This window comes from Sphingomonas sp. CBMAI 2297, from assembly GCF_029870595.1.
Lineage (GTDB): Bacteria > Pseudomonadota > Alphaproteobacteria > Sphingomonadales > Sphingomonadaceae > Sphingomonas.
Genome location: NZ_JAPDIR010000002.1, coordinates 414,690 through 429,187 on the forward strand (window position 1 = coordinate 414,690; position 14,498 = coordinate 429,187).

At 68.4% G+C, this 14,498-nt stretch carries 15 protein-coding genes; 7 read left to right on the plus strand and 8 right to left on the minus strand.

Annotated elements, in window-relative coordinates:
• The first annotated feature begins 55 nt into the window (after positions 1-55).
• Positions 56-334, plus strand: a complete 279-nt coding sequence (locus tag OMP43_RS04745; RefSeq protein WP_280278577.1) for a hypothetical protein — start codon at positions 56-58, stop codon at positions 332-334.
• Positions 335-374: 40 nt separating this feature from the next.
• On the opposite strand, the gene OMP43_RS04750 is transcribed toward OMP43_RS04745, so the two are convergent.
• From OMP43_RS04750 to OMP43_RS04765, 4 genes are all read right to left on the minus strand, one after another.
• A complete protein-coding gene (locus tag OMP43_RS04750) occupies positions 375-788 on the minus strand; it encodes an NUDIX domain-containing protein (RefSeq protein WP_280278578.1) in 414 nt (137 codons plus the stop codon).
• Complete coding sequence (mtgA, locus tag OMP43_RS04755) at positions 788-1,462, minus strand: monofunctional biosynthetic peptidoglycan transglycosylase (RefSeq protein ID WP_280278647.1); 675 nt, start codon at positions 1,460-1,462, stop codon at positions 788-790. The genes OMP43_RS04750 and mtgA overlap by 1 nt, the downstream gene beginning before the upstream one ends.
• A 296-nt stretch (positions 1,463-1,758) precedes the next feature.
• Positions 1,759-2,661, minus strand: a complete 903-nt coding sequence (gene rpoH / locus OMP43_RS04760) for an RNA polymerase sigma factor RpoH (protein ID WP_086129404.1) — start codon at positions 2,659-2,661, stop codon at positions 1,759-1,761.
• A gap of 58 nt (positions 2,662-2,719) precedes the next feature.
• Positions 2,720-3,667, minus strand: a complete 948-nt coding sequence (locus OMP43_RS04765) for an RluA family pseudouridine synthase (RefSeq protein ID WP_280278579.1) — start codon at positions 3,665-3,667, stop codon at positions 2,720-2,722.
• 291 nt (positions 3,668-3,958) lie between these two features.
• Between OMP43_RS04765 and OMP43_RS04770 the strand changes: the two genes are divergently transcribed.
• Positions 3,959-4,339: a M67 family metallopeptidase gene (locus tag OMP43_RS04770; RefSeq protein WP_280278580.1), complete on the plus strand. Its 381-nt coding sequence runs from the start codon at positions 3,959-3,961 to the stop codon at positions 4,337-4,339.
• Between the two features lie 4 nt (positions 4,340-4,343).
• Here OMP43_RS04770 and OMP43_RS04775 read toward each other — a convergent pair whose 3' ends face one another.
• Together OMP43_RS04775 and OMP43_RS04780 are read right to left on the minus strand one after the other, a co-directional pair.
• On the minus strand, positions 4,344-4,796 hold the full coding sequence (locus tag OMP43_RS04775; RefSeq protein WP_280278581.1) for a hypothetical protein: 453 nt from the start codon (positions 4,794-4,796) through the stop codon (positions 4,344-4,346).
• Positions 4,797-5,088: 292 nt separating this feature from the next.
• Entirely contained in the window at positions 5,089-7,074 is a 1,986-nt protein-coding gene (locus OMP43_RS04780) for an ATP-binding protein (RefSeq protein ID WP_280278582.1), read from the minus strand.
• A gap of 151 nt (positions 7,075-7,225) precedes the next feature.
• On the opposite strand from OMP43_RS04780, the gene OMP43_RS04785 reads away from it, so the two are divergent.
• Positions 7,226-7,372 carry a lmo0937 family membrane protein gene (locus tag OMP43_RS04785; protein WP_280278583.1) on the plus strand — a complete coding sequence of 49 codons (147 nt, stop codon included), beginning with the start codon at positions 7,226-7,228 and terminating at the stop codon, positions 7,370-7,372.
• Positions 7,373-7,376: 4 nt separating this feature from the next.
• Here OMP43_RS04785 and OMP43_RS04790 read toward each other — a convergent pair whose 3' ends face one another.
• On the minus strand, positions 7,377-8,660 hold the full coding sequence (locus OMP43_RS04790; protein ID WP_280278584.1) for a serine hydrolase domain-containing protein: 1,284 nt from the start codon (positions 8,658-8,660) through the stop codon (positions 7,377-7,379).
• A 115-nt stretch (positions 8,661-8,775) separates the two neighbouring features.
• Between OMP43_RS04790 and OMP43_RS04795 the strand changes: the two genes are divergently transcribed.
• Together OMP43_RS04795 and OMP43_RS04800 are read left to right on the plus strand one after the other, a co-directional pair.
• Entirely contained in the window at positions 8,776-9,420 is a 645-nt protein-coding gene (locus tag OMP43_RS04795) for a histidine phosphotransferase family protein (RefSeq protein WP_086129092.1), read from the plus strand.
• 78 nt (positions 9,421-9,498) lie between these two features.
• Positions 9,499-10,557, plus strand: a complete 1,059-nt coding sequence (locus OMP43_RS04800; protein ID WP_280278585.1) for a serine hydrolase domain-containing protein — start codon at positions 9,499-9,501, stop codon at positions 10,555-10,557.
• Positions 10,558-10,638: 81 nt separating this feature from the next.
• Here OMP43_RS04800 and OMP43_RS04805 read toward each other — a convergent pair whose 3' ends face one another.
• On the minus strand, positions 10,639-11,634 hold the full coding sequence (locus OMP43_RS04805; RefSeq protein ID WP_280278586.1) for a hypothetical protein: 996 nt from the start codon (positions 11,632-11,634) through the stop codon (positions 10,639-10,641).
• 85 nt (positions 11,635-11,719) lie between these two features.
• Here OMP43_RS04805 and OMP43_RS04810 point away from each other — a divergent pair, with 85 nt between their 5' ends.
• Both OMP43_RS04810 and OMP43_RS04815 read left to right on the plus strand, forming a co-directional pair.
• Positions 11,720-14,044 carry a chemotaxis protein CheW gene (locus OMP43_RS04810; RefSeq protein WP_280278587.1) on the plus strand — a complete coding sequence of 775 codons (2,325 nt, stop codon included), beginning with the start codon at positions 11,720-11,722 and terminating at the stop codon, positions 14,042-14,044.
• Positions 14,044-14,469 (plus strand): chemotaxis protein CheW, encoded by a 426-nt coding sequence (locus OMP43_RS04815; protein WP_086129095.1) that lies wholly within the window; start codon positions 14,044-14,046, stop codon positions 14,467-14,469. Before OMP43_RS04810 ends, OMP43_RS04815 begins: the two co-directional genes overlap by 1 nt.
• Positions 14,470-14,498: the final 29 nt, after the last annotated feature.

Genomic DNA, 14,498 nt, shown 5'->3' on the forward strand with positions numbered 1-14,498 from the left:
GGAACCATTCCAACGCCTTCTCGGTTGCTGACGGGCAAGTTCGAGGAGGAGTGCAATGGTCGAACGCGTAACCGAGCGCAGCGACGGCGTGACTGCCGAGCGCGTCACCGAGACGGAAGGCAGCACGGTGGTGATCGAGCGCCGCGGCGGCGGCAGCCTGTTGATCGGGCTGGCGCTGCTGATCGCGGTGGTGATCGGCGCCATCTATCTGTTCAACCAGAATAGCCGCGAGGATGCGAAGACCGATGCGGTCAGCACCGCCGCCGACAAGGTGGGCGATGCGGCCAAGGATGTCGGCGACGCGGCGAAGAGCGCCGTGAACAAGATCCAGTGACTTTCATTCCTCCCTCAGACGAGCTCGGGGAGGAATGGGGTCAGTCCAGCAGTTTCAGGGCGATCGGCAGCACATGGGTGTGGGTCATCGGGGCGAGCGGCAGCGCCTCGGCTTCGGCGATCGGCACCCATAGCGCCTCGGCGATCTCCGCCGCGGCGGCGGGCCGGTGCGCGACGGTGAGGTGGAACAGCTCCGCCTCCACCACGCGGCCCGGCTCGTTGGCGGCGGAGGCTTGGAAGCGGCCGACATAGGCGGGCTCCTCGACGGGGACCAGGCCGATCTCCTCGGCCAGCTCGCGGCGCAGCGCGTCGAGCGGCGTCTCGCCCGGCTCGATCTTGCCGCCGGCCTGCATATAGGCCGAAGTCCCGGTTTTCCGGACCAGCAGCATGCGGCCCGCGCCGTCGTCGATCAGTGCGGCGGCGATGCGGATCGGCGGCATCTCCCCATCCGACATCAGCGGACGCAATCGTCCAGCCCGTCACCTCGCACGGTGCCGATGCGGGCGGTTATCGCGTTCCCGTAGCGGCGGGTGAAGCCGCGCGGATCGATGCCGGCGCGCTTCTTGGGGAGGGGAAGGACCGCGGCGATCTGGGCGGCCTCGCGAGGGGACAGGCGCGAGGCGTCGTGCTTGAAATAGCGCATCGCGCCGGCATTGACGCCATAGGTGCCGATCCCGGTCTCCGCGACGTTGAGATAGACTTCCATGATCCGCCGCTTGCCCCAGATATTCTCGATCAGGACAGTGAAATAGGCCTCCAGCGCCTTGCGGGCATAGCCGCCGCCCTGGAACAGGAAGACGTTCTTGGCGGTCTGCTGGCTGATCGTCGAGCCGCCGCGGATGCGGCCGCCCTTCTGGTTGCGGGCATAGGCCTGCTCGATCGCCGTAAGGTCGAAGCCGTGATGGGTGCAGAAGCGCGCATCCTCGGCGGCGATCGCGGCGCGCGTCATGTTGGGATCGATCCTGTCGATCGACATCCAGCGCTTGGTAACGCCATGCCCTTCGAAGATGTCGCCGATCTGCGTCCAGGTGATGGGGGGCGGCACGAACCTGTAGATCACCACCATGCCGATCGAGATGAGCAGAAAAGCCAGGATGGCCTTGAGGATCCAGAACAGGATGCGGCGCAGGAGGGGCTTGCGGGGCTTGGGCGCACGCTCTTCTTTCCCCGGCGAAGGCCGGGGAGAAGCTCGTGGAGGCGCCTCGCCGCGAGACGCGAAAGGGTCGGCCTCCTCACCCAGCGGGCGGAGATCCGGCATCGGCGGCGCGCCCAGCCCGGGGGGCTGCTGCGCCGTCGTCGCGCGCGGCGTCCAGTCGCGCGGACGCGGCGCCGATGCGGAAGGCGCCGGCGGGATGTCCGCCGGCGCCTCGGGCTGGCGCGGAGGCTCCGCGCCGGTATCGCGATCCTGATCCCCCATGGCGCTCGTCAGGCGGTCAGCAGGCGCTTCTCGCCGGCGATGCGCATCATCGCCTTTTGCAGCTTCTCGAACGCGCGCACCTCGATCTGGCGGACGCGCTCGCGGCTGACGTCATAGACCTGCGAGAGCTCCTCGAGGGTCTTGGGATCGTCGGTGAGGCGGCGCTCGGTCAGGATGTGCCGCTCGCGCTCGTTGAGGTCCTCCATCGCCGACACGAGCATCTCGTGGCGGACGGTGGCTTCCTGGGCCTCGGCGACGCGCTCGTCCTGGAGCTGGTCCTCGTCGGCGAGCCAATCCTGCCACTGGCCCTCGCCATCCTCCCGCATCGGCACGTTGAGCGACGTGTCGCCGCCCATCGCCATGCGGCGGTTCATCGACGTGACTTCCTCCTCGGTGACGCCCAGATCGGTGGCGATCTTGGCGACATGCTCGGGGGAAAGGTCGCCATCCTCGAACGCGTCGAGCTTGGCCTTCATCCGGCGCAGGTTGAAGAACAGCTTCTTCTGCGCCGCGGTGGTGCCCATCTTCACCAGGCTCCACGAGCGCAGGATGAATTCCTGGATCGAGGCGCGGATCCACCACATGGCATAGGTCGCCAGGCGGAAGCCCCGATCGGGCTCGAACTTCTTCACGCCCTGCATCAGGCCGATATTGCCTTCCGAGATCAGCTCGGAGACGGGCAGGCCATAGCCGCGATAGCCCATGGCGATCTTCGCCACGAGGCGCAGGTGCGAGGTGACCAGCTGGGCCGCGGCATCGGTGTCGCCATGCTCCTGGAAGCGCTTGGCGAGCATGAACTCCTGCTCGGGGCTCAGGATCGGAAACTTCTTGATCTCGGCCAGATAGCGGTTGAGGCTGGCCTCACCACCAAGCGCGGGGATCGTCGCCGGGACGTTGCTTCCGCTTGCCATGATCATTTCTCCCTTTCACTTAAAGGGCGCGCGTGGCCAAGGCCAGCGCCGCCTGAAATCATACGATGAGGTTATCGAACAGTTCCTGCATATCGGCAGGGATTTCGCTTTCGAACGCCAAAGCGGTGCTATCGATGGGGTGAATGAACCCCAGATGGGCCGCGTGCAAGGCCTGGCGCCGGAAATTCAAGGTTTCCAGAAGTTGACGGTGCCCCTTGCGGACACTGCCATAGACCGGATCGCCGACCAGCGGATGGCCCAAAGAAGCCATATGGACGCGCACCTGATGGGTACGGCCCGTTTCCAGCCGGCATTCGACCAGCGTCGCGTCCTGAAGTTCGCGAAGCTTGCGCCAATGCGTGACGGCGCGCTTCCCGTTCTTCACGATGGCGACCTTCTTGCGATTGTGCGGCGAACGCGCGAGCGGCGCATCCACCGTACCTTCGGATAGTCTCAAAAGTCCTGACACGATCGCACGATAGCGCCGGTCAATTGAATGGGACTTGAACTGTTTCGCCAATCCTTCGTGCGCGCGGTCGGTCTTGGCCGCGACCATCAGGCCCGACGTGTCCTTGTCGATCCGATGGACGATCCCCGGCCGCGCCACGCCGCCAATGCCCGAGAGCGAACCCCGGCAATGGTGGAGCAGCGCGTTGACCAGCGTTCCGTCGAGATTGCCCGCCGCCGGATGGACGACCAGCCCGGCCTGCTTGTCGATCACGATCAGATGCTCATCCTCGAACACCACCTTGAGCGGGATCTCCTGCGCTTCGTTGTGCGCCGGCTCGGGCTCGGGCACCGCGACGCTGAACAATGTGCCGGCGGGCGCCTTCCTTGCCGGATCGCGCACGAGCCCCTGCGGACCGGTGACCGCGCCCGAGGAAATCAGCGCCTTCAGCCGTTCGCGTGACAGCGTCGGCACCGCGTCGGCGAGCGCACGATCCAGACGCCAGCCATCGGCTGTGTCCGCGATACGTGCCTCGATGATGGAAACCCCCGGATTCATGTTTGACCTTAAATGGGGACGAGGTTCGCGATTTCAAGATCTGTACCGATCGGTATCCGACAGATTTCCGCGGGTTTCGGTATCCTGTCAAGATGTTGGAATCCCTGAGGCATGTCGGCATCCAACATTCTTCTCCCTGCAAGGGAGGGGAGCAGAAGAATCGAACTGGCCCGAATGTCGATACAGACCGGGCGCGCTCGCCCGATCGCGTCCTGTCGAGCAAAGCCCGGCCATGGATGACGAGCGCCGGGCCATGTCCTATCGTGGGCGGCGATGCGCTTGCGAATTCCCATGGCCGTGCTCGATGCGATCCGACGGGAAGCCGTTCTTGCCGCGCCGCTTGAGGCGTGCGGATTGCTGTTCGGTGGGGACAGCGCAATCACCAGCTATCAAGCTGTTGAAAATGTGGACGAAGCGCCGGATAGGCATTTCGAGATCGATCCTGCCGCGCTGTTCGCAGCGCTTCGAGCCGAGCGCGGGGGCGGGCCGAAGCTCCTGGGCTATTGGCATTCGCATCCGAGCGGCGACGCGGCCCCTTCGGTCACCGATGCGGCGATGGCTGCCCCCGACGGCAAGCTCTGGCTGATCGTCGGGGGCGATACCGTCACCGCCTGGCGCGCCGTGGAGGGGGGAGCGCTCCACGGGCGTTTCGATCCGGTCGCGATCGACTGACCGCTCAGTTGCCGGGGGCCGGGGTGGCCGGCGCCGCGGGCTGTCCCGACGGCGGGGGCGGCGGCGGGCCGAAGCGGCGATGCGGGCCATTGGGACCGCCCGGGCCTTCGCGGCCGGGCCCGAAGCCGGGGCCGCGATGCGGCCCGCCGTGCTGCCAGCCATGGCGATGGCGGCGGTGCATGCGTTCCTCGAAACGGCCGAAGCGCAGTTCCTGGCGCGAGATCTTGCCGTCCTTGTTGACGTCGAAGCGATCGAAACGCGCTGCGGCGGCCTTCATCCATTCGTCGCGGCTGATCATGCCGTCCTTGTTGGCGTCCATCGGATTGTGATGGGGGCGACGCGCGGCCTGGGCCTTGGGTGCCGTCTGGTCCTGCTGCGCCGGGGCGGCCATTGCGGCGCCTCCGCCGAACGTGATCGCGCCAGCAGCGAGCAGCGCGGCGAGCTTGAGTCTCTTCATGCCTTTTCTCCGCCCCAGTGACGTCTGGGTGGGGAAGGGGATAGGCGGCACCTGTCGCGAAGGTTTCTCGGCCGGGGGGCGAAATTGTCGCAACTTGTCGGCGGCCGGGGCGGATCGGCGTTTGGAGTGCAAGAATAGCGACGGCCCCATCTACACCGTCACCCGGCCTTGTGCCGGGGTCCACGGTGCCTCAAGTCCAACCTGGGAGCTTCTCGCTGACCTCCCGATGGACCTTGGCACAAGGCCGGGGTGACAAACAGGGGAGCGCGAAGCGCCCAAATGTCGATTGCGCCTAACGGGCGTTCGCGCCGTCCTCGTCCAGGGTCGGCAGGGTGAAGGTGAAGATGGCGCCGCCGCCGGGGATGTTCTCGGCGGAGAAGACGCCGCCGTGCAGCTCGATGATGCGCTTCGAGATCGATAGGCCGATTCCCATGCCCTCGCTCGTCCGGCTGGCCGAGAAGCGCTGGAAGAGGCGGGCGAGCGTCTCGGGCGGAAGGCCGGGCCCATTGTCGCGGCAGCGCAGCTCGACCATGGGGCCGTCGATCTGCCGGGCGGTGACCCAGATCCGCGGATCCCGCTGCCCGCTCGCGCGCAGCGCTTCCACGGCATTGCGCATCAGGTTGACCAGCACCTGCTGGATCTGGATGCGGTCGACAAAGGCGCACAGGCCGGCCGGCGCGACGTCGCAGTCGATCTGGGCGGCGAGGCGGCTCGATCCGACCAGCACGAGCCGGGCCGCGTCCTCGATCATCGGGCGGAGCGGCTCCACGCTCCGCTCGGTGTCGTTGCGCTCGGTGAAGCTGCGCACGCGGCGGATGATCTCGCCGGCCTGCATCACTTGCTCGCGGGCATGGTCCACCATCTCGGTGCCCGGGCCCTCGGCCCCGGTGCTCCGCGCGAGCATGGCGACCGCCGAGAGATAGTTGGCGGCGGCGGTGAGCGGCTGGTTGAGCTCGTGCGCAAGATCGGCCGCGGCTTCGCCCATCGCGCTCTGGCGCGCGAGATGGGCGAGCTCGGCGTTGAGCTGGGCGACCTGATCCTCGACGCCGAACTGCGCCGACATGTCGCGCACGAAGATGGTCAGGCACGCCATGTCCTCCGCCTGCACCCGGCCGGCGCGCGCCTCGAGCGGGAAGAGCGAGCCGTCGCTGCGCAGCCCGACGGCGCTGAGCGGCTCGGCATTCCATGGATCCAGCTCGCGCTCGCGCAGGTCCGCCAGTTCCTGGCGGGTGCGCTCCGCATGCGCCGGCGGCGAGAGGAGGGTGACCGTCTCGCCGACGACCTGCCCGGCGCGATAGCCCCACAGCCGCTCGGCGGCGGGGCTGAAGTCGAGGATCGTGCCTTCCTCGTCGATCAGGATCACGGCGTCGGGCACCATCATCAGCACCGCGCTCAGCTTCGCCTCGCGGATCGCCAGCGCCCGGCGCTGCGCGTCGGCATGGCCGATCGCGCGCATCAGCACGCCCGCCAGGATCACGACATTGGCGGCGAGCACGACGAACTGGGCCGCGCCGAAGCCGAGCAGGTCCGCCTGATAGGCCGCGAAGCCGAGCAGCGAGGGTATGGCGGGCAGGATGATGACCGCCGGCGCCAGCCGCACCAGCAGGTGCCATCCCCGCTCATTGGGCTCGCGCCCCATCGCGTAGAGGATGAGCCCCGCGGCGGGGAGCAGGGCGAGGGCGCTCGAGATCGCCGAGCGCCCGAGAAAGGCGGGCGAGATGCCGCCCGGCTCGCTGACGAGCGCAGTCGTCGCCAGCAGGGTGAGCGCCACCGTTCCGCTCGCCAGGATGATGCCGATGACACGGTAGATCCGGCGATCCACGGTAACGGCGAGCGCGGCGAGCCCGCCCAGCGCCTGCACCGCCACTGTGCCGCCCGGGCTGAGACCGTCGTTGCGCACGCCCAGGCGCTGCACCGCCTCGAAGAAGAACAGGCGCTCCACGGCGATGGCGCCGGTGAGATACTGGAAGGTGATCAGGCTGAGCAGTATCGCCGCCGGGGTGGCGGCGAGGCGCGCCAGCCGCGCATGGCCGCTGACCGCGAGGAGCGCCGCCAGGGTCACGCTGCAGCCGTTGATCGCGCTGAGCGGGGCGACGGCATAATGGGGATCGCCGAAGCCCCGCAGCACCGGCACGTTCAGCAGCCAGCCGAGCAGCGGCAGCGACAGGACGATGCAGCCGATCCCGGTCATCCATTGCGGCAGGGCCGCCGCGCCGGGACCGGGCCGGCTCGGGTCCGGAATCGTGCTGTTTTCCCTGTTTGCGGCCCTGCTAGTCATGGATCGTTCCAGGTACCGGGCCACCGCCTGCCCGCCCGCATTGTAGCAGCAAGCGGCGCGGGGTGCGTAATCCGGAAAAACCGCAGGTCGCCGGGGAACGTTTCGGCGGCGCAACCCGTTGATGGACGAACGCTAAATGGAGAGCATGCAGATGCTTTGGACCATCGTCGTCGTCCTGCTGATCCTCTGGCTGCTGGGCTTCACCTTCCACGTTGCCGGCGGGATCATTCACCTCCTCCTGGTGATCGCCGTCGTGATCGGCCTGATCCAGCTCTTCACCGGGCGGAAAGTGGTCTAGGGTCCTAGGGCGCCTCGTCGCCCGCCGGCCCCAGATAGGCGTCGCCATAGACGGCGCGGCGGAAGTCGCGGTGCAGCGTCGCCTGGAAGGGCTTGGTCTGGACGAAGAACACTGCGGCGAGCCGGTTCGCCGGATCGACCCAGAATAGCGTCGAGGCCGCGCCGTCCCAGAAGAACTCGCCGACCGTGCCGCGATTCTCGTCGGGCGTCCTCGCCCGGCCGGTGCGCACCGCGAAATCGATGCCGAAGCCGACATTGCCCTTGCCCGGCAGCCAGGACCTGTCGGCAATGCGCGGATCGAGCTGATCGGTCGCCATCAGCCGCACGGTGGACGGCCGCAGGACGCGCACGCCGTCCAGGCTCCCCTGGCCCAGCAGCATGCGGGCGAAGCGCATATAGTCGTCGATCGGCGCGACGATGCCGGCGCCGCCCATCGTCATCGCCGGCCGGGGGAAGTTGCGCGCGCGGGTCACGGCGTCGGGCTCGCGGACCAGCTTGCCGTCCGCGCCAAGCACATAGGTGGCGGCGAACCGGTCGAGCCGCTCCATCGGCTGGGTCCAGCCCGCCTGCTTCATGCCGAGCGGCTCGAGGACGTGCTCGCGGACATATTCCTCGAACTTCCGGCCCGACAGCCGCTCGACCAGCAGCGCCTGCACGTCCACCGCCGAGCTGTATCGCCATGCGCTGCCGGGATCGAAGAGCAGCGGCACATGGGCGAGGCGGCGGCCGAACTCGGCCAGGTCATGATCCAGGCCGAGCGGGTCGGCGGCGGCAAAGGCCTTCTCCGCCGGGCTCGGCCCGTCGCCATAGGCGAAGCCGGCGGTGTGGCGCAGCACGTCGCGGATCGTCACCGGGCGGCTCGCCGGGCGCCAGAGCGGCCGCCCCGCGGCATCGGTGCCGTCCTGGACCAGCATGGTCGCGAATTCGGGGAGATAGCGGGAAAGGGGATCGTCGAGGCCGAACCGGCCCTGCTCCCATAGCTGCATCAGCGCGACCCCGGTGACCGGCTTGGTCATCGAATAGATCTGGACGAGCGTGTCGCGCCGCATCGGCCGGTTCGCTTCGCGATCGGCCAGGCCGGCGCCGCCGAAATAGGCTTCGCGCCCGTCCTTCCACACCAGTGCCGAGACGCCGGCCGCGCGGCCGCTCGCCACCATGTCGGCCAGCGCGCGATCGATGCGGGCCTTGTCGATGCGGAGATCCGTGCCGGTGGCGGCCCGTTCCTGCGCCGGCGCGGGCAGGGGCGCGGCGAGCAGCAGGGCGGCGAGCAGGGGCAGGGCCGATCGCATGGTCTCTCCCGTGTTTTCCGGGAATGGTAGCGTTGCCGGGATGGCGCGTACAGGCGCGCTTGCAGCATGGCGCGCCCTGCGCCAAAGAGGCTGCACCTGCGGGGGAGCAAGCATCTTGAACATCAGCCCGACCGATTTCGCCAGCCTGCTCTGCTCGCGGCTCTGCCACGATCTGCTGAGCCCGGTGGGCGCGCTCAACAACGGGCTGGAGCTGCTCGCCGACGAGCATGATCCCGAGATGCGCGCCCGCTGCCTGGAGCTGCTCAACGAAAGCGCCAAGGCGAGCGCCAACAAGCTGAAGTTCTTCCGCCTGGCCTTTGGCGCGGCGGGCGGCTTCGGCGAGACGGTCGACACGCGCGAGGCGCAGGCGGCGATCGAGGGGCTGTTCGGCGAGAACCACCGCGTCAATGTCGGCTGGATGGTCGAGGATCCGGTGCTGCCCAAGCAGGCGATCAAGGTGCTGATGAACCTGGCGCTGATCGGCGGCGATGCGCTGATCCGCGGCGGCCAGCTCGATATCGGCGCCGAGATCGTCGACGGCCAGATCGAGATCGTGGTGCGCGCCGACGGCCCGCGCATCGTGCTCGACCCCGAGCTGCGCGGCGCGCTGGCCGGCGGCAAGGACGACATGCCGATCACGCCGCGCGCGGCGGCGGCCTATCTGATCCACGCGCTGGTCACCCAGGGCGGCGGCATGCTCCAGGTGAGCCCGCCCGATGCCGAGGTGCTCCTGTTCGGGGCATCGTTCCGGGTGGGTTGAGAATTTCGACTACGGTTGTAGTTGAATGGCGTGCATCGGCGTGACATGCTCGCGGCGTCGCCGGTGAGGGAGCTGCGCATGCATGGTTTGAAGATCGTGACGATGATCCTGGCGCTCGGCGGAGCGGCGCCCTGCATGGCGCAATCCTATCACGACCTGGTGGATGCCAGCAAAGGCTTCAACGGTGTCGCGCTGGTCGGCACCGGTGGCCATGTCGGCTTCGTCGAAGGGGTCGGCCGGGCCGATGCCGCGAATGGCGTGCCGATGCTGCCGAATACGCGCTTCGAGACCGGATCGGTGTCCAAATGGATCGCCTCGATCGTGATTCTCAAGCTGGTGGACCAGGGCAAGCTCGACCTCGACGCGCCGATCAGCCGCTATCTGCCCGATTATCGCGCCGACACCGGCGCCAGGCTTACGTTGCGGCGCCTGATGAGCCATTCGAGCGGTGTGCCCAACCAGATCCTGGCGGCGCGCAAGGATCCGGCGACGCGCGGCATCGAGATGGACCAGATGGAAGCGGTGCGCCGCTATGCCAGCGGCGACCTGGCCTTCGCGCCCGGCACCGCCTGGGACTATTCGCACTCCAACTGGCTGATCGCCAAGGCGATCGTCGAGCGCGTATCCGGCAAATCCTATGCGGCGCTGGTCGACCGGCTGCTGGTGAAACCGCTGGGGCTGAAGGACAGCGGCGTCTATCGCGGCGATTCCGGCGCGGTGAAGGGCATGGCGCAGGGTTATGCCGGGCTCCATCCCGAGCCGGTGCGCAAGCCCAATCCGGTGCCCGATTTCATGGCGATGGCGGGCGGCTATTACACCAGCGCGCCCGACCTGATGACGCTGATGAACGCAGTGCTGGACGGCAAGCTCCTCAGCCCCGCCTCGCGCCGGGCGCTGACGACCACGCTGATGCCGGACCAGCGTTATGCGCTGGGCGGCCGGGTGCGTGTGGAGCGGATCGGGGGCCGGGAGCGCGAGGCGGCGTGGGAAGATGGCTCGAACGGCGGCTTCCGGATGCTCGCCCGCCGGGTGCTCGCCGATGGGCATACGGTGATCGTGTTCACCAATGCGAGCTTCGATTACCAGAAGCTGGGGGACCTTGGCACGGCGCTGCTCGATGCGAGCTATGCGCACTGACAGCTATGCGGGGCGAGCATTCGCACCGTGCCGGACCCTTTGCGGCGCTGGCGCACATCTTGGCGGTGCTCGACCGGGCGATCAACTGAGCGGAGGGGGTACCCGGCCCAGCGTGGCGACCAGATCGATCAACGCGCCCGTCAGCGTGTTCACGTTGGCGGCGCGCGAATGCCGGTACCATTCGTCCACCGCATGCTCGATCCCGACGGCACCCAGCAGGAGGTCGTCCCGTTGCTCGATGCGTGCGATCGTCGCGCGCAGGTGGCGAACCAGATAGCTCGGACCGTTCTCCTGCAGCGTCGAATCATCGACCGGCGCGCCGTCGGAGAGGACAATCAACAGCTTGTGAGGACAAGGCAGGGAGGCGAGGCGCGTTTCCGCCCATTCGAGCGCTTCGCCGTCGACATTCTCGCGCAGCACGTCCGGGTGCAGAAAGGCGGCGCGGGAATCCGCGGCCCATTCGGTCTCGTCAGCGCGTTTGTAGACAATATGCGCGAGGGCGCAGAGCCGCCCGGGGCGTTCGGGACGGCCCTGACGAAGCCATTGCTGGCGCGGGAAGCCGCCCTGCCAGCCGGCGGTAGAGAAGCCGAGGATCTCGGTTGTCGCGCCGAGCGCCACCAGGGCGTCGCTAACCGCACCCACGGCGCTTGCCGCAGCCGCGATCGGTGCGCCCTTCATCGAGCCCGACTGGTCGATGAGAAAGCAGACGGCGAGCCCGGCGGGATCGGCGATCGCGTCGCGAAGTCCCTGGATGATTTCGTTTGTGGGAGTCCGCTCGGCTTCGAACCGCTGCAGATGGTTGCGGTGGGCGGCCCAGAGCTCGGCCTTGGCATAGTGGCTGGGCTGGAGGGGGCTGAGCTCGCGAAGGCGACCGGGAATGTCGGCCGCGGTCAGTTCGGCGTCATGGGTGCGGGTGAAGACGCGATAGGGTGCGTCTGCCGGACCGTCCTTGGTAGCTTTCAGGCCGCGTCGCGCACTGCGCCGCTGCCACAACAGCCAGAGCATGCCGAGCAGAAACAGCGCCCACATCCCGAGACTGGCGGCCGCGCCCTGCCATTCCAGACTTGTCGAATCCATTCCACCCCCGTTCTGCCCGAGCACTAACGCCCTTTTAACCACCCATCCCGCACAACCGCCCCGCAAATTTGCTTTCCGGGGCCCCATGGACGACCTGCTGCAGGAATTCATCGCCGAGACGCGTGAGACGCTCGAAGCGCTTTCGGGCGAGATCGTCGCATGGGAGGCGCATCCCGCGGACCGCGCCCGCCTCGATGCCATTTTCCGCTTCGTGCACACGGTGAAGGGAAGCTGCGGCTTTCTCGACCTGCCGCGCCTCGGCCGGCTCAGCCATGCCGCCGAGGATGTGCTGGCGCAGGTGCGCGAGGGGCGGCGTGCGCCTGATCGCGGGCTGGTCAACGCCGTGCTCGCGGTGGTCGACCGGATCGGCGAGCTGGTGGAAGCGATCGAATCGGGCACCAGCCTGGACGACAGCGGCGACGACCTGCTGGTCGCCGCGCTGGCCGAGGGCGCCGGGGAAATCGCCCATGCCGGCCCGATCGTGAGCCGCGCGCCCTCGCGCAGCGTGCGCCTCAACGTCGACCTGCTCGATCGGATGATGTCCGGCATGTCGGACATGGTGCTCGCCCGCAACGAGCTGGCGCGCCGGCTGCGGAACGGCGAGATCGATCCCGCCATCGAGGCCGCGCTCGAGCGCCTGTCGCTCACCGTGGGCGAGATGCGCGACACGGTGACGCGCACCCGCATGCAGAAGATCGACGCGCTCTTCTCCGCGCTGCCGCGCATGGTGCGCGACACGGCGGCGGGGCTGGGCAAGTCGGTGATGCTCCAGGTTGACGGCTCGGACGTCGAGCTCGACCGCGAGATGATCGAGGTGATGCGCGATCCGCTGGTCCACATCATCCGCAACTCGATCGACCATGGCATCGAGACGCCGGCCGAGCGCCGCGCCGGCGGCAAGCGCGAGAATGGCCGGCTGTCGGTCTCCGCGCGCCAGTCGGGCAATCAGATCATCATCGAGATCGCGGACGACGGCCGCGGCATCGATACCGAGCGGCTGATCCAGAAGCTCGCCGCCAATGGCCGCGACGAGGCCAAGCTGCGCGGCCTTTCGGCGCGCGCCAAGCTCGACCTGGTGTTCGAGCCGGGCCTTTCGTCCAGGGACGTGGTGACCGAGATTTCGGGCCGCGGCGTGGGCATGGACGTGGTGCGCGCCGCGATCGAGCAGATCGGTGGCCGCGTCGAGCTCGACAGCACGCCGGGCAAGGGCCTGCGCATCGCCATCCATGTGCCGCTGACGCTCTCGATCATCTCGACGATCGTGGTGGGAGTGGATGGCCAGCGCTTCGCGATTCCGCGCCAGTCGATCGAGGAGATCGTGACCGAGCGCGGCGAGGCGATCCGCATCGATCTGGTCGGCGGCTCCCCGGTCGCGACAGTGCGCGAACGCCGCATGCCGCTGATCCACCTTGCCGACATGCTGGGCCTGCCCGCCGCCGTGGCGCGCGACGAGGGCTGCCAGATGCTTGCCATCGTCAGCGTGAGCGAGGGCAGCTATGCGCTCGCGGTCGACACGGTGCTCGACAATGAGGAACTGGTGATCAAGCCGGCCTCGCCCGCGGTGATGTCGACCGGCCTCTATGCCGGCCAGACGCTGCCGGATTCGGGCCTGCCGATGCTGCTGCTCGACTGCGCCGGCATGGCCAAGGCCGCGAGCCTGGATTTCAGCCGCGACGGCCAGCAGATCTTCGAGGAGGAAGAGGAAGCCGAAATCGCGCCGGGCCTGCCCGCGCTGCTGTTCCGCGACCTGGACGGCGTGCGCCGCGCGGTGCCGCTGGCGGCGGTCGACCGGGTGGAGCAGGTCGATGCCGGCAATGTCCGCTTCGCCGCGGGCCGCTTCCGCGTGACGATCGACGACCGCATCCTGCCGCTCGCCGCGCATGGCGACCTGGACGGGGTGGAGCGGATCAACGTGCTGCGCCTGAAGGACGGCACCAACGAAGTCAGCTATGCGATCGAGGAAGCCGCCGACATCGTGATGCTGCCCGAGGAGATCGCGCCGGCCCGCGAGCCGGGGCCGATCGCTGGCGTGGTGCTGGTGGACGGCGAGCAGATCGAGCTGGTCGACATGCTGTGGATCTTCGACGAGCATGCCGAGCGCGAAGTGGAGGACAGCCCGCCGCTCTGCCTGATCGCGGGCGACGACGATGGCTGGATGGCGTCGTTCGTCAAACCGCTGCTGGAGGCATCGGGCTACCGCGTCGCGCTGCGTCTGGCGCCGGGCGAGACGCCGGCCGTGGTGCTTTCCACCGAGGAGGATCAGGGCGCTTCGGGTGGGCCCGCGCCGGTCGTGCGGCTGCGAAAGAAGCGCGCGGCCGGCGGCTCGGGCGACGACAGCGTCTACAGATATGATCGTGCGGGATTGCTTTCCGCGCTCGAAGCCCGGGTTTCCGGCAAGGCAGGTCGCTGATGTCGCATCTCTATCTCATCGCCCAGATCGCCGGGCGCGCCGTGGCGATCGATTCCGAGCAGGTGGAATCGGTGGTCGATATCGGCGAGGTGACGGCGGTGCCGCGCGCCTCGGCGCATGTCCGCGGGCTTGCCGCGCTGCGCAGCCGCGTGGTGACGGTGGTCGATACCCAGTCGGCGCTCGGCATGGCGGGCGGCAGCCCGGCGCGCCGCGCGGTGATCACCCATGTCGAGGGGCATCACTATGCGATGCTGGTCGACGCGCTCGACGATGTCGCGCCGTTCGAGCTGCTGCCGCTCGCGCATGGCGTCACGCTCGACCCTGCCTGGCGCGGGGCGGGGCGGGGAATCGTGGAGCGCGACGGCGAGCCGATCCTCGCGATCGACCTCGCCAGCCTCGTCCCCGGCCATGCCGGACCGAATTAATCTCGCGATTAACGTGGCGCTTACGCCTT